At 68.1% G+C, this 24,311-nt stretch carries 20 protein-coding genes and 1 pseudogene; 13 read left to right on the top strand and 8 right to left on the bottom strand.

What is annotated here, in order from left to right; translation table 11 throughout:
* Positions 1 to 14 precede the first annotated feature (14 nt).
* The 4 genes from W5W_RS0107110 to pepN all read left to right on the top strand — a co-directional run bounded on the left by W5W_RS0107110 (position 15) and on the right by pepN (position 6,505).
* Positions 15 to 1,301, top strand: a complete 1,287-nt coding sequence (locus tag W5W_RS0107110) for a hypothetical protein (RefSeq protein ID WP_017194890.1) — start codon at positions 15 to 17, stop codon at positions 1,299 to 1,301.
* Between the two features lie 20 nt (positions 1,302 to 1,321).
* Positions 1,322 to 2,413 (top strand): LCP family protein, encoded by a 1,092-nt coding sequence (locus tag W5W_RS0107105; protein WP_017194889.1) that lies wholly within the window; start codon positions 1,322 to 1,324, stop codon positions 2,411 to 2,413.
* A gap of 228 nt (positions 2,414 to 2,641) precedes the next feature.
* Positions 2,642 to 3,601: a hypothetical protein gene (locus W5W_RS0107100; RefSeq protein ID WP_008731879.1), complete on the top strand. Its 960-nt coding sequence runs from the start codon at positions 2,642 to 2,644 to the stop codon at positions 3,599 to 3,601.
* Positions 3,602 to 3,880: 279 nt separating this feature from the next.
* Positions 3,881 to 6,505 (top strand): aminopeptidase N, encoded by a 2,625-nt coding sequence (gene pepN, locus W5W_RS0107095; protein ID WP_017194888.1) that lies wholly within the window; start codon positions 3,881 to 3,883, stop codon positions 6,503 to 6,505.
* Positions 6,506 to 6,639: 134 nt separating this feature from the next.
* Here pepN and W5W_RS0107090 read toward each other — a convergent pair whose 3' ends face one another.
* Entirely contained in the window at positions 6,640 to 7,227 is a 588-nt protein-coding gene (locus W5W_RS0107090) for a PTS transporter subunit EIIC (RefSeq protein ID WP_017194887.1), read from the bottom strand.
* Between the two features lie 317 nt (positions 7,228 to 7,544).
* Between W5W_RS0107090 and W5W_RS0107085 the strand changes: the two genes are divergently transcribed.
* The gene (locus tag W5W_RS0107085) at positions 7,545 to 7,775 is read left to right on the top strand and encodes a PTS sugar transporter subunit IIB (RefSeq protein ID WP_008730474.1); all 231 of its coding nucleotides are present in this window, start codon (positions 7,545 to 7,547) and stop codon (positions 7,773 to 7,775) included.
* On the top strand, positions 7,772 to 8,230 hold the full coding sequence (locus tag W5W_RS0107080; protein WP_017194886.1) for a PTS sugar transporter subunit IIA: 459 nt from the start codon (positions 7,772 to 7,774) through the stop codon (positions 8,228 to 8,230). Before W5W_RS0107085 ends, W5W_RS0107080 begins: the two co-directional genes overlap by 4 nt.
* A 21-nt stretch (positions 8,231 to 8,251) precedes the next feature.
* On the opposite strand, the gene malQ is transcribed toward W5W_RS0107080, so the two are convergent.
* Positions 8,252 to 10,417, bottom strand: coding sequence for a 4-alpha-glucanotransferase (gene malQ, locus W5W_RS0107075; RefSeq protein ID WP_008730487.1), 2,166 nt, complete (start codon positions 10,415 to 10,417; stop codon positions 8,252 to 8,254).
* A 313-nt stretch (positions 10,418 to 10,730) separates the two neighbouring features.
* The gene (locus W5W_RS0107070; RefSeq protein ID WP_008730464.1) at positions 10,731 to 10,964 is read right to left on the bottom strand and encodes a PTS sugar transporter subunit IIB; all 234 of its coding nucleotides are present in this window, start codon (positions 10,962 to 10,964) and stop codon (positions 10,731 to 10,733) included.
* Between the two features lie 366 nt (positions 10,965 to 11,330).
* Between W5W_RS0107070 and ptsP the strand changes: the two genes are divergently transcribed.
* The 6 genes from ptsP (at position 11,331) to W5W_RS0107040 (ending at position 19,677) form a co-directional block, all read left to right on the top strand.
* On the top strand, positions 11,331 to 13,028 hold the full coding sequence (gene ptsP, locus W5W_RS0107065) for a phosphoenolpyruvate--protein phosphotransferase (protein ID WP_029574139.1): 1,698 nt from the start codon (positions 11,331 to 11,333) through the stop codon (positions 13,026 to 13,028).
* The gene (locus W5W_RS0107060) at positions 13,025 to 14,059 is read left to right on the top strand and encodes an acyl-CoA thioesterase (protein WP_017194884.1); all 1,035 of its coding nucleotides are present in this window, start codon (positions 13,025 to 13,027) and stop codon (positions 14,057 to 14,059) included. Before ptsP ends, W5W_RS0107060 begins: the two co-directional genes overlap by 4 nt.
* Positions 14,060 to 14,236: 177 nt before the next feature.
* Positions 14,237 to 14,962, top strand: a complete 726-nt coding sequence (locus W5W_RS0107055; protein ID WP_017194883.1) for a response regulator transcription factor — start codon at positions 14,237 to 14,239, stop codon at positions 14,960 to 14,962.
* The gene (locus tag W5W_RS0107050) at positions 14,962 to 16,287 is read left to right on the top strand and encodes a sensor histidine kinase (protein WP_017194882.1); all 1,326 of its coding nucleotides are present in this window, start codon (positions 14,962 to 14,964) and stop codon (positions 16,285 to 16,287) included. Before W5W_RS0107055 ends, W5W_RS0107050 begins: the two co-directional genes overlap by 1 nt.
* A 123-nt stretch (positions 16,288 to 16,410) precedes the next feature.
* A complete protein-coding gene (locus tag W5W_RS0107045; protein WP_008730490.1) occupies positions 16,411 to 17,226 on the top strand; it encodes an ABC transporter ATP-binding protein in 816 nt (271 codons plus the stop codon).
* Between the two features lie 36 nt (positions 17,227 to 17,262).
* Positions 17,263 to 19,677, top strand: a complete 2,415-nt coding sequence (locus W5W_RS0107040) for an ABC transporter permease (protein ID WP_017194881.1) — start codon at positions 17,263 to 17,265, stop codon at positions 19,675 to 19,677.
* 117 nt (positions 19,678 to 19,794) lie between these two features.
* Here the strand turns inward: W5W_RS0107040 and W5W_RS0107035 are convergent, their stop codons facing one another.
* The 3 genes from W5W_RS0107035 to ettA form a co-directional block, all read right to left on the bottom strand.
* Positions 19,795 to 20,187 carry a type II toxin-antitoxin system VapC family toxin gene (locus W5W_RS0107035; RefSeq protein WP_008730494.1) on the bottom strand — a complete coding sequence of 131 codons (393 nt, stop codon included), beginning with the start codon at positions 20,185 to 20,187 and terminating at the stop codon, positions 19,795 to 19,797.
* Positions 20,184 to 20,408, bottom strand: a complete 225-nt coding sequence (locus W5W_RS0107030) for a type II toxin-antitoxin system Phd/YefM family antitoxin (protein ID WP_008730492.1) — start codon at positions 20,406 to 20,408, stop codon at positions 20,184 to 20,186. Before W5W_RS0107030 ends, W5W_RS0107035 begins: the two co-directional genes overlap by 4 nt.
* Positions 20,409 to 20,557: 149 nt before the next feature.
* Entirely contained in the window at positions 20,558 to 22,240 is a 1,683-nt protein-coding gene (gene ettA / locus W5W_RS0107025) for an energy-dependent translational throttle protein EttA (RefSeq protein ID WP_017194880.1), read from the bottom strand.
* Between the two features lie 270 nt (positions 22,241 to 22,510).
* Here ettA and W5W_RS0107020 point away from each other — a divergent pair, with 270 nt between their 5' ends.
* Complete coding sequence (locus W5W_RS0107020; RefSeq protein WP_017194879.1) at positions 22,511 to 23,062, top strand: methylated-DNA--[protein]-cysteine S-methyltransferase; 552 nt, start codon at positions 22,511 to 22,513, stop codon at positions 23,060 to 23,062.
* Here the strand turns inward: W5W_RS0107020 and W5W_RS0107015 are convergent.
* Together W5W_RS0107015 and prfB are read right to left on the bottom strand one after the other, a co-directional pair.
* Entirely contained in the window at positions 23,001 to 23,840 is an 840-nt protein-coding gene (locus W5W_RS0107015) for a CPBP family intramembrane glutamic endopeptidase (protein WP_017194878.1), read from the bottom strand. The two genes, W5W_RS0107020 and W5W_RS0107015, sit on opposite strands and share 62 nt — an antisense overlap.
* Positions 23,841 to 24,083: 243 nt before the next feature.
* Positions 24,084 to 24,242: pseudogene (gene prfB, locus W5W_RS15700) on the bottom strand (peptide chain release factor 2); the annotation flags it as partial.
* Between the last annotated feature and the right edge of the window lie 69 nt (positions 24,243 to 24,311).

Below are 24,311 nucleotides of genomic sequence, written 5' to 3'. Positions count from 1 at the left end.
CCCTTGGAGGATTCATGCGACTCGGACGCTCCGTCGCCGCCCTTGGTGCCGCCACCGCCCTCGTGGCCGCCGGCACCGCCGTTTCCGCCCCCGCCTTCGCCGCCGAGGAGGACGGCTTCGTCACGAACGGCGACTACACGGGCGTCGCCGACCCGAACTCGACCCTCACCGTCTCCGGCACCGGCTGCCTCGACCCCTCCGGCAATCCGACCAGCCTGCTGTGGGCCATCGGCGACGCCGGATCTGCCGAGCCTGCCGGCCCTGCGGAGGCTGCTGGGCCCACTGAGTCCTCAGAGGCCGCCGGCGCCTCTAACTCCTCTAGCTCCTCTAATGACTCTGACGCCTCCACGTCGACGTCGCCCTCTACCTCCGCTTCCGCATCGACCGCCACCTCCGCGTCCGGCTCCTCGGGCACCGGCGAGGTCCAGGAGGACGGCTCGTGGACCGCCACCATCGACCTGGCGCGCGCAGTCCCCGCCGCCGGGCTGAAGGACCAGCAGCGGACCACTCTCTCCTTCGCCTGCGTGGACTACAACACCAGCGCCTTCAAAACTCTCGGCCTGTCCCTCGAGCTGGACTCCACCCAGCTCAGCGGCACCTACAAGCTGATCAACCAGTCCGACGGCTCTCAGGCCATCGCGCTCGACGTCAAGGGCTTCCGCGACAGCGAGGAGGTCACCTTCCGCGCCGCACTGGAGAACGTCTACAACAGCGAGGCCGGACCGGCCGAGGGCGACTACACCGCCCTGGCCACATTCACCGCCGACGCGCAGGGCGCCGTCAACCAGACCTTCACGCCTTCCGCCGATCTGCCCGACGGCCGCTACAAGGTCGGCGTTTTCGGCGACTCATACGGTGAGCACGCCTGGTTCGAGAACATCCTGGTCAAGGACGGCAAGATGTACGCCGTCGACAGGGGCGACGGAAAGGGCCCCCAGCAGCCGACCGACGACGAGACCCAGGGCACCGACACTGGCAACGGCACCAGTACCGAGACTCCGACCACCGGCACTGACACTGGTGCCGGCGCCGACACCGGCACCGGCACCAGTAACGAGACTCCGGCCGCCGGCACCGGTAACGAGAACGCTCAGCAGCAGAATGACCCGGCTCCGGCCGCTCCGGCCGCTCCCGCCCCCGAGGCCAAGAAGGCCACCGAGAGTAAGCCCGCGGCCGGGTCGGCTCCCGCTCCCGCCAAGAAGGAGCTCGCCAAGACCGGTGCCGATCTCGGCGTCGCGCTCATCGGCGCCGGCCTTCTGGCCTCCGGCGCCATCATCCTCGCTTCGCGCCGTAAGGCCTGAGCCCCGCTAGTGTGCGAGGAGTGACGCACTCCGACACCTCCTCCGCAGATCGCACTCCCGCCCGGGTGCGCACAGCCCTAGCAGCTGCGCGCACCCGGGCGCTCGCATTCAGGCGCAGGCACCCATTTCTGGTCGGCATCAGTCTCGTGCTCGTCCTGATCCTGGTCCTCGCGCTGGGCGACATCGGCCTGATGAGCTCCAGGCTCGATCGCACCGATCTCCATATGCCGCGCACGGCCACCGACGGCACCGGCAGCACTGACGGCACCGATAACACTGCAGCTCCCGACGACGAGACCTGGCTCATCGTCGGCACCGACTCGCGCGAGAATCTTCCCGAGGGCCCGGACCGCTACGGCACCGTGGAGGACACCGGCGGCGGTTCGCGCGCCGATGTCCTGGCCCTTGTGCGGCCCACCGCGAACGGCTTCACCATCCTCACCCTGCCCCGGGACCTCACCGTCGGCCCGACCCTGTTCACCCGGCAGCGGCTCGCCACCTCCTACCTCGACGGCGCACAGAACACGGTCGACCTGCTGTGCACCCAGCTCGACATCACCACCACCCACCTGATCACTGTCGACATGGCCCAGTTCGCCTCCATCATCGACTCCCTGGGCGGCCTGGAGGTCACGATCGACGAACCCTTCCGGGACGCCAACGCGGGCCTCGACATCGCCCAGGCCGGCCCTCAGACCCTGTCCGGCGTCGACGCACTGGCGCTGGTCCGCTCCCGCCACCCCGAGGTCTACCGCGATGGAGCCTGGGTCGCCCTGTCCGATACCGAGGGCGCGCACCGGCGCACCCAGAACTCCGGCGTCGTCATGAAGGCCCTCATGAGCGCCATGCGCGAGCGGGCCCGCAATCCACTCACCGCGCACCAGCTGGCCTGGACCCTGACCGGCAATCTCGGGGTCGATGACGAAACCGGCCTGCTCGATCTCACCCATCTGATCAGCACCATGGCCCGGGCGGGCACCGACGCCGTCACGCTCGTCGACGTGCCCGCCCCGACGCAGGGGGACTCCTTCGTCGCCTTCCCCACGGACGAGACCTTCGCCGTACTCGCCGAGTACGGGTACACGCCCGGCGCCTGCGCCCCGGCCGACTAGAGGCCCCGGGCCGGGTGAGGAAACGAGATGGGGAGCAGTCCCCATACAACCTGATGAAATAGTGGCCAGCAATGTCGAGGGTGGCGCATGGGGCTCGTGTGACACCGCATTTCACGACACGGCCCGAGAACACGCTGTTAAAGCCTTGTAAATGCCCCGCACCAGATGGAACACTGCAGGCGCACGTTCCCGACACCCCATTAACTCCCAGATCATTTGGAGGTCCCCATGCGTGTTAGCCGTTCCCTTGCCACCGTCGGCGCCGCCGCGCTGGTCACGGTCGGCGCTATCGCCAGCCCCGCCGCTGCCGACGACGGCGCATCAGGCTTCACCATCGACGACAACTACGTCGGCCGTTACGCCCCCAGCCAGAACGTGGCCGTCTCCGGCGTCGGATGCAACCCCGTCGGCAACAGCCGCTCCGCCATCACCTGGGGCCTGTACTCCCAGGACGGCACCGCGATCGAGGACGCCGCCGGCGCCGAGGCCGCTAACAGCGACGGCACCTGGAGCGCCACCATCGACATCCCCAGCATCGTGGCCAAGAACGGCTTCGACAACCCCGCCGTGCTCACCCTGGGCGTCGCGTGCGTCGACTACAACGGTCAGGTCACCGGCACGCAGCAGATGCCGCTCATCCTCGACTCCACCGACGTGGATGGCGATGCCCACATCAGCTCCTGGGACACCGACGGCGATGGCACGTTCGACTCCCAGACCTTCACGGCCAACCTCACCGGCTTCACCCCGGGTGAGTCCGTGAACTTCTACATCACCGACGAGGACGGCAACACGGTCAAGGACCTGTACGAGGTCACCGCCGGCGCACAGGGTGATGTCGCCTACGACGCCCCCGCCGTGACCGACCTGCCTGACGGCATGTACCACTTCTACGTAGTGGGCTCCACCTACGGCGAGCACTTCTTCAGCGAGGCGATCGAGGTGAAGGACGGCTGGTGGCAGGTCCAGGACGGCAAGCTGCCCTCCGACCCGAACAACCCGGCTCCGGCCGACCCGGGTGCCGCTGACCCGGGTGCCACCGACCCGGCGACCGGAGACCCGGGAGCCGCCGCCCCGGCCGCCCCGAAGTCCGGACTCGCCAAGACCGGTACGAGCCTCGGCTTCGCCATCGCCGCCGCCGGCCTGCTCACTGCGGGCGGTGTCCTCATGGCCCGTCGTCGGGCCTGACCCGAGGACGACCTCTCCAGGATGCTGCGGCTCTCCCGGCCACGACATCCCGCTGAGGACCTGATACCGACCTGATACCCAGAGGAGCCCGGGTGCGCACGAGATCGTGCGCACCCGGGCTCCTCTACTCCCCCGTCGCTCAGTTCTCGCAGCGCCCGCCGGGTCGCCTGCGCACAGGATGAGAGGATGGCGTCAGGCGCCCGCCGCATCGTCATCATGAGCGCCACCGCGGGCCGACCGCCCCGCCGCCGACCCGTTCCACCACCAGAAGGAGCACATATGCCCGGTCAGAACCTGACTCGCGAGGAGGCCGCAGCCCGCGCCGGCCTCGTGACCGTGAAGAACTACGACGTCGTTCTGGACCTCAGCGGCGCCGCGGACCCGGCGCAGGAGACGTTCCGCTCGACGACGACCGTCCAGTTCTCGATCGAGCCGGCCGGGCCAGGCGAACCCGCAGAGTCAGCCGGTTCCGATGCGGCTACCTTCATCGACCTGGTGGCCCCGCGGGTGCACTCCATCGTCCTGAATGGCCGCGAGCTGGACCCCGCCGAGGTCTATGTCGACTCCCGTATCGTCCTGGCCGATCTGATGGCCGACAATGAGCTGACGGTGGTCGCCGACTGCGCCTACATGCACACCGGGGAGGGGCTGCACCGGTTCACCGACCCGGCCGACTCCGAGACTTATCTCTACACCCAGTTCGAGGTGCCCGACGCCCGTCGGGTCTTCGCCGTCTTCGAGCAGCCGGACCTCAAGGCCTCCTTCACCTTCACGGTGACCGTGCCCGAGGGCTGGACCGTCCTGTCCAACTCCCCCACGCCCTCACCGACCCATCAGGACGGGAACCGCACCTTCGCCTTCGCCCCCACCGAGCCGATCAGCTCCTACATCACCGCGATCGTCGCCGGCCCCTACCGGGGCGCCACCGACGAGTACCGGGCGCCCGATGGCCGGGTCGTCCCGCTGGGCGTCTACTGCCGCGCCTCGCTGGCCGAGCACATGGACTCCGACGAGATCCTGGAGATGACCCGCAACGGCTTCGCCTACTACGAGGAGCTATTCGGCACCCCCTACGCCTTCACGAAGTACGACCAGATCTTCGTGCCCGAGTTCAATGCGGGCGCCATGGAGAACGCCGGGTGCGTCACCCACCGCGACGACTACGTCTTCCGCTCCCGGCCCGTCGAGGCGCGCGTGGAGCGCCGCGCCGTCACCATCCTCCACGAACTGGCCCACATGTGGTTCGGGGACATGGTGACGATGAAGTGGTGGAACGACCTGTGGCTCAACGAGTCCTTCGCCGAGTACATCTCCACGCTCGCCGTCGCCGAGACCACGCGCTTCACAGACGCCTGGACCACTTTCCAGATCCTCGAGAAGGGCTGGGCCTACAACCAGGATCAGCTCTCCTCGACCCACCCGGTCGCGGCCGAGATCAACGACCTGCACGACGTCGAGGTGAACTTCGACGGCATCACCTACGCCAAGGGGGCCGCCGTCCTGACGGCCCTCGTGGGCTACGTTGGCCGGGAGAGCTTCTTCAAGGGGATCAAGAGCTACCTGGCCGCCCATGCCTACGGCAATGCCACATTGGCCGACCTGCTCGCCGAGCTGGAGAAGGTCTCGGGGCGCGACCTGGAGGCCTGGACCCGCGTGTGGCTTCAGGAGGCGGGCGTGACCACCCTGCGCATGTCGATCGAGACCGACGGCGACGGCATCATCACCTCCGCGGCCATCCGCCAGGAGATCCCCGAGGGGTCCCCGGCCACCCTGCGCCCGCACCGTGTGGCGATCGGCTCCTACGCAGTGACCGGCCAGGGCGGGAGTGCGCGCCTGGAGCGCACCGGCCGCGTGGAGCTGGATGTGGACGGCGAGATCACGCCGGTTCCCGAACTCGTCGGGACGCGCCGCGCAGACGTCCTCATCCTCAACGATGACGACCTCACCTACGCCAAAGTGCGCCTGGACGAGGCCTCGCTGACCACGGGGCTGGAGCATGTGGACGCCTTCACCGAGTCGCTGCCGCGCTCGATACTGCTGGCCTCCGCATGGGACCTGGTGCGCGACGGCGAGCTTCCGGCATCGCGCTTCCTGGCAGCGGCGCTCCGAGCGCTGCGGGTGGAGGCCCACTCCTCGGTGGTCCAGGGACTGCTGGGCCGGATCACCGTCTGCTTGAGCCACTACCTGCCCCAGGAAGACCGCCCGGTGGCCGTGACGGCAACGGCAGACGCGCTCCTGGCCCTCGCCCGGGCCGCCGAGGCCGGCAGCGACGCCCAGCTCCAGCTGGTGCGCGCCGTCGCCGACCACGCCGTGACCGAGGAGCAGACCGCGGCGGTGGCCGCCTGGCTCAGCGGTTCACAGCCGCTCGAGGGACTCGTCGTCGACCAGGATCTGCGCTGGGAGCTGCTCATCGGCCTGGTGGCCGCGGGCCGCGCGGGCGAAGACGAGATCGCCGCTGAGGAGAGCCGGGACCTCACGACGACGGGGCGCGAGCGCGCGGCGCAGGCACGGGCCTCGGTCCCGACCGCCGAGGCCAAGGCCGCAGCCTGGCGCAGACTCGTCGAGGACGCCTCCATGCCCAATGAGACCCAGGTCAAGACACTGCGCGGCTTCCGCAGCGTCGAGCGCAATCCGGAGCTGCTCGTGCCCTTCATCGAGGAGTACGTCCGCGAGGCGGATGCCCTTTGGGAGACTCGCACCTTCCACATGGCGGAGAACCTGCTGACCGCGCTGTGGTCCCCCGCGCCGGTCGGTCTGGAGGGCGTCGACCCGATCGGCGCCCTGGAAGGCTGGCTGGCCTCCCACCGGGACGCACCGGCCGCCTTCCGCCGGATCGTGGCGGAGAATCTCGACGACACCCGCCGGGTGGCCGGTGCGCAGGCCTGCGAGGCCGCTGCGCACTGACGTGCGCTGACATGCGCTGACGCGCGCTGTCATGAGTGCGCAGTCCCGAGCCTGAACCGGGTCCCGCCGCTCCTATGAGGAGTGGCGGGACCCGGTCCTTCGTATGCGGATGTCACTCGGCTTCTCACCGGCGCTCAAGCGCGCCGGTGAGAATGCACCACCTTCTGCTTGCTGCGATCCGCCGCCACCGCAGCGGCGGCGGCGAATTCGAAGGTGTCGAGATCCGATTCGTCTTCGTCGCGGCCGGGGGTCTTGAACCCCAGAAGGACGATTAGGAAGCGGAACAGCAGGTAGTAGACGACTCCGTAGGCCAGGCCGATGCCGGCCAGGAGAACCGGACCGGCCAGGTACCCGCCCGAGAGCTCGGCGGACTTGCCCAGGTTGATGAGATAGTCGATGCCTCCGGCGGAGAAGGCGAACCCGTCCTTGATGCCCAAGGCGTTGACCAGGGCCAGTGAGGTCCCGGTCAGGATCGCGTGGACCGCATACAGCGGAAAGGCCACATAGACGAGGGCGTACTCCAGGGGCTCGGTGATGCCGGTGAGGAATGCGGTCAGGGCGACCGAGATCATCAGGGCGCCGGTGGCCCTGCGCCTGGATAGACGGGCCGTGTGCCACATGGCCAGGGCCGCCGCCGGCAGGGTTGCGATCGGGAGCATGAGAGACCGCCCGAGACGCTGGGCGAGAGCGAAAGCACCGCCTCTCTTCTTGCCATCAGACACGGTTCTCTTCTCTCCAGTTTCGGGATAGCGAGCGGTCGGGTTGCGCTTGAGGCGCACCGACCCGGGACGAGGGCGGTCCAGGTGCGCCCGCCCCTGGGCTCACCTGGACCAGTTCCCCTAGAAAGCAGGGTTCTATGGCGACTGTAAGACAATCCGCACGCTAAGGAATCGCTTCTCCTATATCAATGAGGTAAAGACAGCGCCGTGTCCTCGCGAGCCGCACGTCGTCCCCCTGACCGCGGCTCGCACAGACCATAGCATTCTTCTCATTGTTCATCGAGCCCGGCCGCGGCCGGCCGAATCAGGAGAAACGCGCCATGTCCCAGGCACAGAGCATCATCGACGCCCTCGGAGGTTTCGACAACATCGCCGAGATCGAGCCCTGCATCACCCGTTTGCGGTGCGAGCTCGAGGACCCCACGATTGTCGATAAGGCTGGGCTGAAGGCGGCCGGCGCGCACGGCGTGCTCATTGTCGGCAACGTCGCCCAGGTCGTCGTCGGCCCCAATGCGGACACGATCGCGGGCGACATTGAGGACCTGCGATGAGCCTGGCCGTCAGGGCGCCTCTTGCGGGGACGGTCGTCATGCTCGACGACGTCCCCGATCCGGTCTTCGCGAACAGGATCATCGGTCCCGGACTGGCCATCGATCCTGACCGCAGCCACGGCACCGCGACCGCCACCGCGCCGATCTCGGGCGTCCTGTCCAAGGTTCACCCGCACGCCTATGTGACCGTCTCCCCTGAGGGCCGGAGCGTGCTCGTCCACCTCGGCCTCGACACGGTTGAGCTGGGCGGGCGGGGCTTCACCGTCCATGCCGTCGCGGGCAGCGAGGTCGCCGCGGGCGAGCCGATCATCACCTGGTCCCCCGCGACGATCGAGGCCGGTGGGCGCAATCCGATTGTTCCGGTGATCGCACTCGAGGCCGCAGCCGAGTCGCTCACGAGCGCCCCCGCGGGCGAGACCCTCACCCGCGGGGCAGTGGCCTTCACCTGGGGCTGAGACCCGACCCGAGCCCGCCTATCAGCGCTTCATCTCGTCGCGGATCGCGGCCAGCAGGCTGCTCAGCCGCACGTTGTTGGGCAGGTCCTCCACCAGGACGGCGCTGCCCGAGCCGTCGGCGAGCGGAATCTTCCAGTTCGGATACTCCTGGTCGGTGCCCGGCTGGTTCTGGGTCCGCCGCTCGCCGACGCCGTCGACCAGGGCCATGCCGACCAGCGTGGAGGGCGTGCGCACCACATAGCGGTGCAGGGCCTCGACGATCTCCCGCTCCGAGGGGTCGTCCCCCAGCAATCCGTGCTCGCGCAACCGGGTCAGCATCCGCTCGCGCTCCAGACGGGCCTCGGCGCGGACCTGCTCAGTGGGCTGGGTCAGCAGCCCCAGCCTCTCGCGCAGCATCACGTGCTCGTCAGCGAGATACCCGGCGGTGGGCGGCAGGTCGTGAGTGTTGACGGTGGACAGGGCCAGACGCCGGTAGGCGGCGGGCTGCAGCGGCCAGCCGTCGTGCTGCTTCTCGAACCAGAGCACCGACGTGCCGAGCACACCGCGGCTGGCGAGGTAGTCGCGCGCCCAGGGCTCGACGGTGCCCAGGTCCTCGCCGATGATCACGGCGCCGGCTCGATAGGCCTCGAGCAGGACGACGCCGACCATGGCCTCATGGTCGTAGCGCACGTAGGCGCCCTGGTCCGCCCCCATGCCCTGGGGAATCCACCATAGCCGGAACAGCCCGACGACATGGTCCACGCGCAGCGCTCCGGCATGGCGCAGCACAGTGCGCAGCATGTCGCGCAGAGGCGCGTAGGCGGTCTCCGCCAGGTGCGCGGGACTCCACGGCGGCTGGGACCAGTTCTGACCGAGCTGGTTGTACATGTCCGGCGGAGCGCCGACCGCCATCCCCGGAGCGAATGAGTCCGGGTCGCTCCACACATCGGCGCCGTACGGGTGCACCCCGACGGCCAGATCATCCATGACCCCCAGACTCATGCCGGAGGCCTTGGCCTCTTCCTGCGCGCGCCTCAGCTGCTCATCGACGATCCACTGCAGCCAGGCGTAGAAGTCGATGCGCTCGGTCAGGTTGCGGGCCTCGTTGGCCACGAAGGCGCTCGAAGCGTCCCTGAGGTTGTGGGGCCAGTCCTTGAGCTCGCCGTACTTCTCCGTCAGGGCGCACCACAGGGCGTACTTCTCCAGGCCCTCGCCCTGCTCCGCGCGGAACCGCTCGAAGTCGCGCTGGCGCGCCCGGGAGCGGTCGGCGGCGAAGATGACCTCGAGCGCCTCGCGCTTGGCCTTCCAGACGGCGTCGCGGTCAATGGGCTCCGCGCTGAGATTGGCGGCCGACACCTCCTCGAAGGCCCACTGGACGAGCGAGCGGCGCGGCCCGGACAGGCGGGCGACCTCCCCGATCGCCTCGGGGCGGATGTAGATCGGATTGACGAAGCGCCTGGTCACCGGCAGGTAGGGGGACGGGGTCATGCGACCGGCCGGTTCAGCGGCGTGCAGCGGATTGATCAGGAGGAAGTCCGCGCCCTCGTCCCCCAGGAAACTGACCAGCTCGGTGAGATCGTCGGCGTCGCCGATGCCCCATGAGCCGTGCGAGCGCACGGAGTACAGCTGAGCCATGGCGCCCCAGCCGCGCGACCCCAGCGCCGCCGGGATCTCCAGGCGCTCCGGGGTGATCGCCAGGGGCGCGGTCGCCGAGAACGCCTCGCGCGCCGGGCTGGAGTCGATCTCCGCCACAAGGGTGTGCCATCCCAGGGGCAGATCGGCCGGAATGGCGAACCACGCCCTGCCAGTCAGAACGCCGTCCACATCGTGCGGCAGCGTCCACTCGTTGGTCTGGGACAGCTCGCGCCTGCCGCCGTCCTCCAGCTCGACGTGCACTCGCACAGCGGCGCCGTCGGGCAGGTGGACGGGCACGGAGGGCGAGGCACCGGACCGGACGACGATCACGCGCGGCAGCGTGAGCCTCCAGGGGGCGAGCTCGACCTCCGTCAAAGAGGCATTGATCTCCTCCTCGGTGCTCGCCTTGACGCCCAGGGCAGCCAGAACGGCGACCAGCGTGGCCCGGGAGGGCGCGGCGAGATTGCCGTGATAGTCCCAGTACTCGGTGGAGACTCCGTGTGCTTCGGCGAGCTGCTTCAGACGCTCGCCCGCAGGCTCGGAAACGGCGATTGACTCAGTTGACTCAGTCATGGCGTGAACTCAGCCTCGGTGGTCGGTCGCGTGGACGCGAGGGGTGGCCCTGTCGGGATGATGCGGCGGGTGACAACGCGCCCAACCGCTCCGGTGCAGCAGTGCGTCTGAGCGATCGGGCGGTAGCCACCCATTGCAGCAAGCGTTTCATACGCAGCCATGCTTCACCAGCTTCGACACGTCTGACACCATGTGACACGATTGCGCGTCCGCCGCCCCGCAGGACGGCGGACGAAAGACTATGCAGGAGGCGGGATACGAGGCGGGTAAGTCAGGTAATCAGATGGTGGTTTACCGGCCCGGCCCGGGGCTCTCAGTCCAGCGCGGCGATCTCGCTCGCGAGGTCGTCGGCGGTCGGCCCGACGACGACCTGCACGACGCGGCCGGAGCGGACGACCCCGAAGGCCCCGGCGGCCCGAAGGGCGTCCTCGTCGACCTTCTCCTGATCCTCGACCTCAACGCGCAGCCGCGTGATGCAGGGCTCGAGATCCGAGATGTTGTCCCGACCTCCCAGGCCACTGACGATCTTCTCAGCAGTACTACTCATGTGCGCTCCTCATGCATTTCATGCGTCTTCAGCTCTGCGGCGCTCTCGGGCGCCGCACGACGGCTCGTCATCTCCGTAGCTCGTCGGTGCTCGGTCGTGCCCCTTCGTGCTCGGCATCACTTTATCCTAGGCGGACTATCTCTCGCCCAACAGGCACTCCAAGAGAGTCGAGCGGAACTCCCTGGGGACTCCCCCAGGGCTCCCCCTGGAACTCCCTCCGAAACTCCCTCGGGACTCCCGAGGAATCATGATCGGGCGCGGTCATGTCAATCGATATTCATCCGACGGCGGAAACGAGACATCCAGTGCTCTCCCGGGGCACAATGGGCCGTGATATTCGCCTCCATCGCTGTTGAGGAGCACCGCATGGCCCCGTCCGACGCAACACCCACTTCCCTGACCGGCATTGGCGTGAGCCCCGGGCTCATCGCAGGTCCTGTCGCCCGCATGGCGCCGGGTATCACCGAGCCTGAGATCGCCACGCTCGAGTCCAGCCGAGACCTCGACAAGGAATGCGACCGCATTGCGGAGGCGGCGCAGAGGGTCAAGAAGGGGCTCGAGCTCTCCGCAGCCGAGGCCAAGGGCGAGGGGCGCACCCTGCTCGAGACCACCGCCCAGATGGCCGCCGACCCGACTCTGACCACGTCGGCCCAGGCGAAGGTGCGCGAGCGCAGGCTCGTCCCCGAGCGCGCCGTGTGGGAGGCCGCCGGCACGCTCGCCGACATGCTCGAGTCGCTGGGCGGTTACATGGCCGAGCGCACCCGGGACGTGGCGGATGTGCGCGACCGCATCATCGCCGTCCTCACGGATTCGCCGATGCCGGGGATCCCGCGCCTGCCCGAGCCCTTCGTCCTGGTCGCCGAGGACCTCGCCCCCGCCGACACCGCCCTGCTCGACCCTGAGAAGGTCGTCGCCTTCATCACCTCCGAGGGCGGCCCCACCTCGCACACCGCGATTCTGGCCCGCGCACTGGGCATGCCGGCGATCGTCGGCACGGGCACGGAGGTCACCGACCAGCTCCAGGACGGCGACATCGTCCTGGTCGACGGCACCAAGGGCACCGTCACCCTCAACCCGAGCGAGGAGGCCCTGCGCCGGGCCCGCGAGCTCGCCAGCCGAGTGCGCGTCTTCAACGGTGACGGCGCCACCAAGGACGGCCGCGAGGTCCAGCTGCTGGCCAACGTCGGCGACGCCGCCGGTGCGCGCAGCGCCGCGGAGGCGGGCGCCATGGGCGTGGGCCTGTTCCGCACCGAGTTCTGCTTCCTCGACCAGCCCGAGGAACCCACGGTCGAGGCGCAGGTGGAGGCCTACCGCGGAGTGCTCGAGGCATTCCCCGGCAAGAAGGTCGTCGTGCGCACCCTGGACGCCGGCGCCGACAAGCCGCTGCCCTTCCTCACGGACGCCACCGAGGCCAACCCGGCGCTCGGCGTGCGCGCCTACCGCACCACCCGGCGCGATCCGGAGGTCCTGGAGCACCAGCTGGAGGCCCTCGCCAAGGCAGAGGCCGACACCGAGGCGAAGGTGTGGGTCATGGCCCCCATGATCTCCACCGCGGAAGAGGCCAAGGCCTTCACCGACAAGGCCCGCTCCTACGGGCTCAAGACCGCCGGCATGATGATCGAGGTGCCCTCGGCCGCGCTCATGGCGGACAAGCTCTTCGAGCACGCCGACTTCGCCTCCATCGGCACCAACGACCTCACCCAGTACGTCATGGCGGCCGACCGGCTCCTGTCCTCCCTGGCGGACCTGTCGACCGGCTGGCAGCCCGCCGTCCTGCGCCTGATCAAGGCCGCCTGCGACGGCGCCTCGCCCCACGGCCGCTCGGTGGGCGTGTGCGGCGAGGCCGCCGCCGACCCGGCCCTCGCCGTCGTCCTGGTGGGCCTGGGGGTGGCGAGCCTGTCGATGACCGCCCGCGCCCTGCCCGATGTCGACGCCGTGCTCAAGTCCGTCGACTTCGCCGAGTGCCAGCGCCTGGCGGCCCTCGCGATCGATGCGCGGACCGCCGACGACGCCCGCGCCGCCGTGCGCGCCGAGCTGCCGATCCTGGAGGAGCTCGGCCTGTGACGGCGCCGTACCCGGTTCCCGCCGCCACCGAGGAGCCGCTGGGCTCGGTCACCCGGGTTCTCGCCCTGAGCGGGACGATCGGCGACGGGAACGGGTACGACGGATCCAACGAGTGCACAGACGGATCCAGTCCTGCGGATTCGCAGGAGCTCTTCAGCGGAGACTCCCTGCCCCAGCTCTCGGGACGCATCTACGGCGGCCAGGTGGTGGCCCAGGGCATGCTCGCCGGAGCCGCCACCCTGGGCGACGGTTCTGCCGGCGGTACCGGCGGTGCCGGCAGCACCCGGGAGCGCCTGCCGCACTCGGTGCACGCCTACTTCATCCGCGGGGGCAAGCCCGACAAGCCCGTGAGCTTCGCCGTCGACAGGCTCCGCGACGGCAGGTCCTTCTCGCAGCGGCGAACCACGGCCCTGCAGGACGGCATGCCGATCCTGACCATGATCTCCTCCTTCCAGGAGACCCAGGACGGTGCCGACGTGCAGGTCGAGGCGCCCGAGGTGCCCCGCCCCGAGGAGCTGACCAGTGCGCTGGAGATCTTCAGGACCATCGACCACCCGGTGGCGAAGTTCCTGGGACGCACGGCGGCCTTCGACCTGCGGCACGTCGAGGGCAACATCTACCTGGCACCCGGCCGGGAGCGGACGGGCGTCCAGCACCTGTGGGCCCGTTCACGCGGGCGTCTGCCAGCTGAGGCCTCGCAGACGGTGCACCGGGCGCTGCTGACCTACATGTGCGACCAGATCATGCTGGAGCCGGCGCTGCGGAGCCAGGGCCTGTGCTGGCGCAGCGAGGGGATGAGCCTGGCGACCCTCGACCACACCCAGTGGTTCCACCGGGATGTCGACGTGTGCGACTGGATGCTCTTCGTCCAGGACTCCCCGAGTTCCCAGGGCGGGCGGGCGATGGTCCGCGCGGAGGTCTTCGACGCCTCCGGGCGGCTCGTCTCCTCCATCGCCCAGGAGGGGATGATCCGGATGCCCACGCAGAGGACCCGCGGCAGCGGCCAGTGGGAAGTCCGCCTCGAGGGTTGAGATCACAGCGGGCGCGGCGGGCGCGGCGGGTGCGACGGGCGCGGAGGTCGCTGCGGTCGCGGAAGGTACGGCCCGGATCGTGCCGCTGAGCCGCGCACCGCGGGTCCTTGCGACGGGCGGAGCGCGGGCAGTGCCGCTGGATCCTCATGCCGGACCAGCGGGTGGGAGACTGCTGCCATGAGTGCACCCGTCGATGTCCTGCTGGTCGAGGACGAGACAGATCTCGCCGCGGCCACCCGGGACTACCTGTCCGCCTTCGGGCTGAACGTGCTCCACTGCCCGGATGCGGAGTCGGCGCTGGCCTCCGCCGGAGCCCGCGCGCCCGGCGTCGTCCTGCTCGATGTCAATCTGCCCGGCATGAGCGGTTTCGAGCTGTGCCGCGAACTGCGGGGCAGGACGCGGGCGCCGATCATCTTCGTCTCCGCCCGCAGTGCCGACGTGGATCAGGTTCAGGGCCTGTCGCTGGGCGCCGACGACTTCATCACCAAGCCCTTCTCCCTGGCCGTGCTCCTGGCGAAGGTCCGCCGCGCCCTGGAGCGCTCCGCCGACAGTCCGCCTGCCGGTGAGAATGCCGGAGGCGGCTCCGGCGACCCTGAGGAGGAGGCGGACTTCGACGACGGGCGCCTGCGGGTGGAGTTCTCCACCGGACGCACCTACCTGGACGGTCGCGAGCTCCACCTGACCGCGCTGGAGGACAGGATTCTGAGGCACCTGGTGTCCAACCGGGGCGTAGTGTGCACCAAGGAGGACATCATCCGCTCGGTGTGGGGCGATGAGTTCACCAGCGAGGGCACATTGACCGTGCATGTGCGGCGCCTGCGCGCCCGCATCGAGAAAGAACCCGACTCCCCCGCCTGCATCCGCACGGTGTGGGGGCGCGGCTACCTGTTCGAGGCCTCCTGATGCGCAGCCTGCGCGGGCCTCTGGCCCTGCTGACCGCCGTATTCATCACAGGCCTGGCGGCGCTCGGCCTGATATCGGCGAGCGATCCTCCCCGCGCCGATACGGCGCGACTCAACGATGCTATCCAGCGCCTGTCGGCCGTCTGGCCCCACCCCGAGGAGGCGGGCCTGGACGGCATGGCCGACGAGCTGCGGGTGGTTGATGCATCGGGCAACCCGGTGTCGTTGACCGCGAGGACCGAGGGGAGCACCGAGGGCGGTGACGCGGACGGCCAGGTCGTCAATCAGGCGGGCGGGCTCAGAACCATGCAGTGGACCGGTGAGCACCGTCCGCTGGCCGGACCCGTCGTCGTCGATGGGCGGGTCGTGGCCTGGGCATTCCTCGACGACGACCACGCCAACGCGGTGGCGGCCCATCAGCGCGCCTTCTTCTGGGCGAGCGCAGCGACCCTGGCGGCCGGCTTCCTCCTCCTGCTCGCCCTGCTGATGTGGATCAACGCACGAGTGCTGGTCCCGTTCCGGAAGCTGGAGCGCTTCGCCTCCCGGGTGGCCGGCGGGGATCTGTCCGCACCGCTGGAGATGGATCGGGGCAACACGTTCGGGGCCTGGACGGAGAGCTTCGACCTGCTGCGCACCGAGCTGGCCGCCTCGCGCGAGCGGGAGGCGGCCGCACAGGCCTCCAAGGAGGCGCTGATCGCCCAGATCGGGCACGACCTGCGCACGCCCATCGCCACGATCTCCGCGACCGCCGAGCTCCTCCAGCTCACGGAGGACTCCCCCGCCGCCCGCGAACGGCTGCAGGTGATCCAGTCCAAGAGCAGCCAGGTGGATGGCCTGGTCAGCGACCTGTTCCGCGCCCACGACGACGAGATCGCCGCCCTGAGCGTGACTCCCACGGACCTGGGCACCGATGAGGTCACGGCCCTGATGCGCGAGGCCGACCATGGTCGTCTCATGGAGATAGCACCCCTGCCGGCGGTCCTGGTGCGTGCGGACCGGTTGCGCCTGGCGCAGGTCATCGACAATGTCGTGCAGAACTCCTACAAGTACGCGGGTACGCCCATCCGCGTGAGCGGCCGGATCGAGGAGGAGGCGCTGCGCCTCAGCCTCACCGACGCCGGCCCCGGCGTCGACCCGGATGAGACCGGGCTGATCTTCGCCCGAGGACAGCGCGGCAGGAACGCTGCACATGCTGCAGGCGCGCCCGGCCAAGGGCTGGGTCTGTTCACCTGCGCCCAGCTCATGGAGCGGATGGGCGGCCATATCGAGGCGGACCTGCCCGATGAGGGCGGTCTGACGATCACCCTGTCCCTGCCGCTCGCCTGAGCAGTGACCTTCTGGCGGGAAGGTCACTGCTGCGAATCGCAGGCGAACCGTAGGAATTTCGTAAGGACTTCGCTCCGGTGCTCCCCATAGCGTCGATCCAGTCGCACGAGAAAGGGACACCACATGCCGCCTCTCCGAGAAAACCAGCAAAGCCAGCAGAACCAGCGGAAGCAGCCCGAGGCGCCTGCCGACGCAATCCCCGTCGTCACCACCGACAAGCTCTCCAAGTCCTTCTCGGTCGGAGGTTCGCAGCAGCACGTGCTGCGCAACCTGGACCTGGCGGTCGACGAAGGCTCCTTCACCGTGATCATGGGGCCTTCGGGCGCCGGGAAGTCCACGCTCCTGTACGCCCTGTCCGGACTGGACCGACCGACGCTGGGCACGGTGAGGCTGGGCGGCACGAGGCTGACCGAGTTGAAGGAGGACGCTCTGGCCCGCTTCCGCCGCGGTCACTGCGGCTTCGTGTTCCAGCAGGTGCACCTGCTGGACTCCCTGAGCGTCCTGGAGAACCTCCTGGCCGTGGGCCTGCTCATCAGCAGGGACCGCAGCGCCGTCACCGCCCGGGCGCGCTCACTGCTGGAGCGCGTCAACCTGCCCGAGCGGGACTGGAGCAAGGTGCCCACCATGCTGTCGGGCGGTGAGGCGCAGCGCGTGGCCATCGCCCGGGCCCTGATGAACCACCCCACCGTGGTCTTCGCCGACGAGCCCACCGGCCAGCTCAACTCCGAGCACTCCACCGCCGTCCTGGACCTGCTCAGTGAGGTGCACGAGGACGGCCAGACCATTGTCATGGTGACCCATGACGTCCGCTCCGCCGCCCGCGCCGACCGCGTTCTCTACTTGCGCGACGGCCGCATCGCCGATGAGTGCGCCCTGGCCGGCGCGGCCGACCAGCGCACTGAGAGGCTCACCGCCTTCCTGGCTGGGATGGGGTGGTGAAGGATGCCGACATCACTGAAATCACTGACATCACCGATGTCCAGCCCCTCCCTGCTGCTGGCGCGCCGCACCATCCGCAAGCATCCGGGCATGGCCGGGGCCGTCCTGATCCTGTCGCTCATCGCCGGCCTGCTGATCAATGTCGGGCTGGTCATGATGACCCAGCACGGCGCTTATCTGAACCACAAGGCCGAGGAGTGGAACTCCCCCGACGCCGTCATCCTCATGCCCCGGAGCGAGCAGGCCGACGACGTCGAGGATGCTCTCCGATCCGATGAGCGAGTGCGCGAGCTGGAGACCGCACCGGGCGTCCTCGTGCAGGGCTCGATCCCCTACGCCGACTCGACGCTGCCGTCCAGATTCCTCTTCTACGACGTCGATGCCTCCCCGCGGATGGGGCATTGGGATATCGCCTCCCAGCTCGACGGTCCGGTGGAGAACCCCGTCTGGGTGCCGTCCACGTTTCAAGCAGCGGGCGGCTACGAACTGGGCGATGAGCTGGCGCTCTCCTCCCCCATGGGCGAGCGGACCTTCCATATCCAAGGCTTCACCGAGGCGACCTACGGGGGTATGCCGTCGACCGGGATCCTACGGTTCGGGCTGCCGAGCAAGGATTACGGAGCCCTCGAGACCGACGCGGAGGAGTACATGGCCGGCTTCCAGGCCGAGCTCGCCGCGAGCGGACAGGACAGCGCAGCTGACTCGCAGGCCCAGCGGGCTCAACCGCCGGGCTGGGTGCCCTCCACACTCATCAAGGTGCAGACCCGCAGCACCGACGAGGCCGGGGACCTCACCGGCGAGGTCACCTCGCGCCTGAACGTCACCTCGGTCTGGGACATGGACCGGGAAACTCTGTCCATGGCCAATCAGATATCGGTCGGGCTCATCTCCGTGGTGATCCTGCTCTTCTCCTCCATGATCGCGGCCGTGGCGCTCCTCACTCTGGCCTTCATGCTGCGCGGCGCCATCCGCGACGACCTTGCTGCGGTGGGCGCACTGCGCGCCACGGGGTTCACCACGGGCGGGGTGATGCGCCCCATGGTGCTCTCCTTCGCACTGCTGGGAGCGATGGGCGCGGCGGCCGGGGCGGCCCTGAGCTACGCGGTCCTGCCGTACCTGTCCTCGGTCCTGCGCGCTCAAACGGGGATCACCTGGAGAGTTCACGTCGCCCCCGGGGTACTCCTGGGCTGCGCAGCGGGCCTGGGCGTCATGATCTGGCTGGGAGGGGCCCTCGTCGCGCGGCGCGCCGGCCGCATGAGCGCCGTGGAGGCGCTGCGCGGCGGCCAGGCGGACCATTCCTTCACCCGTGCTCGCCTGCCCCTGCAGCGTACGCGAGGTCCACTGGCCGTGCTGCTCGGCCTCAAGGAGATGCTCGCGGCGCCGGGCCGGGCAGTGCTCGTCCTCGTCGTCGCCGCCGCATGCACCACTGCCTCGGTCTTCTCAGCCTCCGGCCTGGGAATGCTCGCCATCAAGGACAACGCCCTGTCGCTGTTCCTGGGCAGCGCCTTCGCCGATGTCACCGTGACGGCGCAGTCGCCCGATGACGTCGATGCCGCCGTGGACAAGGCCCGGGACATACCCGGTGTGGCGACTGCGATCCCCTACTCCCAACAGGTCGAGACTGTGGACGGCACGAACATATTCTTCTTAGTGGTCGACGATGTGGAGGATCTGCCGATAAGTCCCGTCTACGAGGGGCGACCCGCGCATCATGCCAACGAGATCGTCCTGGGCCCGGGCGTGGAGAAGCGCTTCGCGGTCCACACCGGCGACACCTGGACGGCGAAGCGCAATGGCATCGAGAAGGATTTCCTCGTCACGGGGCTGGCCAGTGGTGCGCCCAATATCGGTAACTTCGCGATCCTCACCCGTGCGGCCTACCAGGAACTCGCACCCGATGCGAGATTGACCGATGTCGGCGTCTTCGTCACCAGTGCAGACGATTCCGGAACGGTCGGCAAAGCACTGCAGGACGAGCTCGGTTCTGAGTTCCAGGTCGTCAATACACGGGATTCCATGGCGGTGCAGATGGGGAGCTACCTCTCCGTGATCCCGCTGCTGTCCACGTCCCTCATGGCCTTCAACGGCTTCGTCGTGGTCCTGGTGGTGGCACTCATGACCTCCTCCCTGGTGGCGCAATCGCGCCGCACTGCGGGGCTACTCAAGGCCCTGGGGATGACGACGCGTCAGGCGGCGACTCGCGTGCGCTGGACCATCCTGCCCCCGCTCGTCCTCGGTACCGCGCTGGGTTGCGCGGCGGGCGGGGCGCTGATCAGGCCGCTGCTGGGAGTGCTGCTCAGCGGTGTGGGGATCAAGCAGATCACGGTGGATATCCCGCAGTGGCCGACGCTGGCCGTCGGGGCGACGGTGCTCCTGACCGCTGTGGCGGCGGTCTTCCTCTCCACGCGGCCCTTGGGCAAGGTCACCGCCTACTCGCTGCTGGCGGAGTAAGCGCCGTCCCACTCCGTACAAGATCCCGCGCATGATGAGGCGGGGGCGCTGTTTCCTTCAAGGAGAAGGTGCCCCCGCTTTTCCCGGAAGGCTCCACCGAGCGAGATAGAGGCGCCCTCACCAAAGAGTTCTGAGCCCGGAAAGCTTCCAGAAGGCCGGATCGGCGGTGATGAGAATCAGAGATTCCCGGATCGCCTGCGCGGCGAGCATACGGTCGAAAGGATCGCGATGCCCCCACTCCAGCTGGCCACTCAGACGAGCATGATGCCACTCGATCGGCAGTATGTCCGCCCCGAGCCGCACAACGTGATCCTCAAGCGCATCCAGCCAGGGGCCCGCGCCAGGAAGCTTGCCAATACGGTGCTTAGTGAACAGCTCCCACGCACTCGCCGCTGATACCACCACACGATTCTCCCGCGCACTCAGCACCCTGACCGCATCGGATCCCAAACGAGAAGGCTCATTGATAGCCCACATGAGAGCGTGTGTATCCAGCAGATAACCGCTCACGCTTCCTCCCAGGCGCTCAGCTCCTCCTCAGGCAGCTCATCGAAGAAGGAGTCGGGCAAGTGATAGCCGCCGAACCCGAGCTCCCGTTCGCCGTCGTCTACCGGGACCAGCCGCGCGATCGTCCGTCGCCCCCGGGCGATATCGATCATGGAGCCGCGTTCCACCTCCGCCAGCAGCGCAGACAAGTGCGTCTTCGCCTCATGGACCTTCACCGTCTTCATGGTGCCATGGTCCTCCGTCAGATCACGCCTAGTCAACCGACTAGACTAACCGAGCACCGGAACCGGACCGATCTCGACGCGGAACTCGACCGATCTCGAGCCGGAACCAGACCGATCTCGACGCGGAACTCGACCGATCTCGGCGGTTATCAGGCGCGAGTCAGCTTGCGGTAGGTGACGCGGTGGGGGCGGGCGGCCTCGGGGCCCAGGCGCTTGACCTTGTTCTCCTCGTAGGAGGCGAAGTTGCCCTCGAACCAGTACCAGCTGGCCGGGTTCTCGTCCGTGCCCTCCCAAGCCAGGATGTGCGTGGCCACGCGGTCCAGGAACCAGCGGTCGTGGGTGATGACCACGGCGCAGCCGGGGAACTCCAGCAGGGCGTTCTCCAGAGAGCTGAGGGTCTCGACGTCGAGGTCGTTGGTGGGCTCGTCCAGCAGAATGAGGTTGCCGCCTTGCTTGAGGGTCAGGGCCAGGTTGAGGCGGTTGCGCTCACCGCCGGACAGGACCCCGGCGGGCTTCTGCTGGTCGGCGCCCTTGAAGCCGAAGGAGGCGACGTAGGCGCGCGAGGGCATCTCCACGTTGCCGACCTGGATGTAGTCCAGGCCGTCGGAGACGACCTCCCACAGGGTCTTCTTCGGGTCGATGCCCTCGCGGGACTGATCCACGTAGGACAGCTTGACGGTCTGGCCGATCTTGAGGTCCCCGCCGTCGAGCTCCTCCAGGCCCACGATCGTCTTGAACAGAGTCGTCTTGCCGACGCCGTTGGGGCCGACGATGCCGACGATGCCGTTGCGGGGCAGGGTGAAGGACAGGTCGTCGATGAGGGTGCGCCCATCGAAGCCCTTGCGCAGGCGGCTGGCCTCGAGCACCGTGTTGCCCAGGCGCGGACCCGGCGGGATCTGGATCTCCTCGAAGTCGAGCTTGCGGGTGCGCTCGGCCTCGGCGGCCATCTCCTCGTACCGGGCGAGGCGCGCCTTGGACTTGGCCTGGCGGCCCTTGGCCGACGAGCGCACCCACTCCAGCTCGTCCTTGAGGCGCTTGGCGAGCTTGGCGTCCTTCTTGCCCTGGACCTCCAGCCGCTTCTCCTTGGTCTCCAGGTAGGTGGAGTAGTTGCCCTCGTAGGGGTAGAGGTGGCCGCGGTCGACCTCGGCGATCCACTGGGCGACATGATCGAGGAAGTAGCGGTCGTGGGTGACGGCGATGACGGCGCCCGCGTAGGTGGACAGGTGCTGCTCCAGCCACAGGACCGACTCGGCGTCGAGGTGGTTGGTGGGCTCGTCCAGCAGAAGCAGGTCCGGAGCCTCCAGGAGGAGCTTGCACAGGGCGACGCGGCGGCGCTCACCGCCGGAGAGGTGCCCCACCTCGGCATCCGGCGGGGGGCAGCGCAGGGCGTCCATGGCCTGCTCGAGCTGGGCGTCGAGATCCCAGGCGTTCGCGGCGTCGATCTCGGTCTGCAGAGCGCCCATCTCCTCCATGAGGGCGTCGAAATCGGCATCGGGGTCCGCCATGGCGGCGGAGATCTCGTTGAATCGGTCGAGCTTGCCCTTGATCTCGGCCACGCCCTCCTCGACGTTGCCGAGCACCGTCTTGTCCTCGTTCAGGGGCGGCTCCTGCAGCAGGATGCCGACGCTGTAGCCGGGGCTCAGGCGGGCCTCGCCGTTGGAGGGCTGGTCGATCCCGGCCATGATCTTGAGGATGGAGGACTTGCCGGCGCCGTTGGGGCCGACCATGCCGATCTTGGCGCCGGGCAGGAATGCCATGGTGACGTCGTCGAGGATGACCTTGTCGCCGTGCGCCTTGCGCGCCTTGATCATCTGGTAGATGTACTCAGCCACTGCTTCGCCGCGCCTTTCGTCAGGGTGTGAGCGGAGGTTCTGCGCGACGACGGCGACCGACCGGTCCCGTCCGTGCGCACCGTGGCCAAGCCTAAGGGAGCCCTGGAGCAATGGCGATGACGGCGGAGGTGAGACGGTGCACGCAGATCCACGGCGCCCCGCTAGGGACGCTCATGTTCTCGGACCACTGCCCAGGCGAGCCGGGTAGGAGCAGAACAGCGCCCGAGCTGTGCCACCATGAGCAGGAGGAGGAACGAGAGGAAGGAATCAATGCACTATCTCAGTCACTACGAGTCACCCCTTGGCACCATGACCATGGCCAGCGATGGCGAGTATCTCACGGGCCTGTGGTTCGACGGTCAGAAGTACGACCGCTCGACGATCGACGACGACGCGGTACTCCAGCCCCGTCTACCTGTTTTCATGCAGACGGCCCAGTGGCTCGGCGCCTACTTCGAGGGTACTGACCCGGGTTTCACTCCGCCGATCAATATCGAGGGCTCCGACTTCAGGAAAATGGTCACCTCCATCATGCTCTCCATCCCCCTCGGCGCCACCAGCACCTATGCCCGCATCGCCGCCGAGGTTGCCCGGCGTACCGGCAGGAAGCAGATGTCCGCCCAGGCGGTGGGTGGCGCGGTCGGGCACAACCCGATCACTCTCATTGTGCCGTGCCACCGTGTGCTCGCCTCCGACGGGAGCCTGCGCGGCTACGCAGGCGGGGTCGACCGGAAGGAACGTCTCCTGGAGATGGAGGGTGTCAACATGGCAGGTCTGTCAACGCCGCCAATTGCTGACGACGGCGGTGGAAGGCGAGAATGAGAAGGCCGACCGCGGCCCAGAGAAGTCCTTGAAGCACCCAGGTCACCGAGTCAGCGGGGAGATGCATGGAACCGGACACGAAGTAGTTCACCATATGAAATCCTCCGTGCACTCCGATCGCCGCCCAGGTTGACCTCGATACCAGCCGAACAATCAACGCGGTCACCGCGAAACCGCACGGCAAAACGAGGTATGTGAGGTGCTCGATGAGATTCTGCTGACCTACTTGAGAGAAGAGATGAAGAGCAGTGAATCCGAGGACGCTGGACACTGCTGCAAAACGCGTCTCACCCAACGAGGAGAAGAGCCACCCTCTCCAAATCACCTCCTCAGGAATTCCCTGAAGAAGGAAGGCTATGGAGAAGGGCTCGACGATCATGAGCCACGGTGGACCCTGGGGTACCGGCTGGTCTCCACCAGCAAGCCCGAGCGCATGGAGCATGCTGGCCACCACAAGGTCCACGACGAGCGCAGCCAGAATCATCCCCACCAGCCAGAGCAGCGCACGCCTGTCGATGCGCAGCCCCACACTGACATGCCGACCTCGGTCAAGCGTGCGACCCAAGACATAGCACAGGATAAGAGCGAGCACCACCGCCGCCCCATAGATCAGCAACACACACGACCCCACCGCGAAGGACTCCAAGAGATCATCGGGATTCTCATGTGCGAGAGCAAAGGACTGGATCGCAGGAATCTGTTTCAACAAGGCCGGCGTGAGCGCACAGGCGAACATCATCACAAACGCAATCACGATGCGCAGAACCTTGCCGCCCACAGTGAGGTGATGATCTTGATCCGATCGATCCCCACTGAGATCCGAGGACTCGAGAGACGAGAGTGTTGACGAGACTTCCACCGACCGAGGTTTTCCATGTGATGCGCTCATAAAATTCACGGTACGCCTCATATTTTGTGACCTCAATCGAACCTTGAAGGAATCAGGGGCGCGTGGAAAAGAAATCAGGGACCCCTCCGGGGGATCCCTGACTCCGACGATGTTTCTGAAGAAGCGAACCGATCAGTCCTCGGCCGTTTCCTGCTGCTTGCGCCAGCGGATGCCGGCGTCGATGAAGCCGTCGATGTCGCCGTCGAAGACGGAGCCGGGGCTGCTGACCTCGTAGCTCGTGCGCAGGTCCTTGACCATCTGGTAGGGGTTGAGCACGCAGGAGCGCATCTGGCCCTCGGAGCGAGTGGCTCTTCCTGGACGGCTAAGGACCCAGCGTCCTGACGGCGAGACAAGGGGCAA

Origin of the sequence: Actinomyces massiliensis 4401292, assembly GCF_000269805.1 — a bacterium.
Lineage (GTDB): Bacteria > Actinomycetota > Actinomycetes > Actinomycetales > Actinomycetaceae > Actinomyces > Actinomyces massiliensis.
This window is presented reverse-complemented; position numbering and strand designations above follow the sequence as displayed.

Coding starts and splice junctions, on each gene's coding strand:
- W5W_RS0107080 (WP_017194886.1), top strand. CDS start 7,772: ATGAGCCTGGCCGTCAGGGCGCCTCTTGCGGGGACGGTCGTCATGCTC.
- W5W_RS0107070 (WP_008730464.1), bottom strand. CDS start 10,964: ATGAGTAGTACTGCTGAGAAGATCGTCAGTGGCCTGGGAGGTCGGGAC.
- W5W_RS0107085 (WP_008730474.1), top strand. CDS start 7,545: ATGTCCCAGGCACAGAGCATCATCGACGCCCTCGGAGGTTTCGACAAC.
- W5W_RS0107040 (WP_017194881.1), top strand. CDS start 17,263: ATGTCCAGCCCCTCCCTGCTGCTGGCGCGCCGCACCATCCGCAAGCAT.
- W5W_RS0107110 (WP_017194890.1), top strand. CDS start 15: ATGCGACTCGGACGCTCCGTCGCCGCCCTTGGTGCCGCCACCGCCCTC.
- W5W_RS0107045 (WP_008730490.1), top strand. CDS start 16,411: ATGCCGCCTCTCCGAGAAAACCAGCAAAGCCAGCAGAACCAGCGGAAG.
- W5W_RS0107030 (WP_008730492.1), bottom strand. CDS start 20,408: ATGAAGACGGTGAAGGTCCATGAGGCGAAGACGCACTTGTCTGCGCTG.
- pepN (WP_017194888.1), top strand. CDS start 3,881: ATGCCCGGTCAGAACCTGACTCGCGAGGAGGCCGCAGCCCGCGCCGGC.
- malQ (WP_008730487.1), bottom strand. CDS start 10,417: ATGACTGAGTCAACTGAGTCAATCGCCGTTTCCGAGCCTGCGGGCGAG.
- W5W_RS0107100 (WP_008731879.1), top strand. CDS start 2,642: ATGCGTGTTAGCCGTTCCCTTGCCACCGTCGGCGCCGCCGCGCTGGTC.
- ptsP (WP_029574139.1), top strand. CDS start 11,331: ATGGCCCCGTCCGACGCAACACCCACTTCCCTGACCGGCATTGGCGTG.
- W5W_RS0107050 (WP_017194882.1), top strand. CDS start 14,962: ATGCGCAGCCTGCGCGGGCCTCTGGCCCTGCTGACCGCCGTATTCATC.
- W5W_RS0107055 (WP_017194883.1), top strand. CDS start 14,237: ATGAGTGCACCCGTCGATGTCCTGCTGGTCGAGGACGAGACAGATCTC.
- W5W_RS0107020 (WP_017194879.1), top strand. CDS start 22,511: ATGCACTATCTCAGTCACTACGAGTCACCCCTTGGCACCATGACCATG.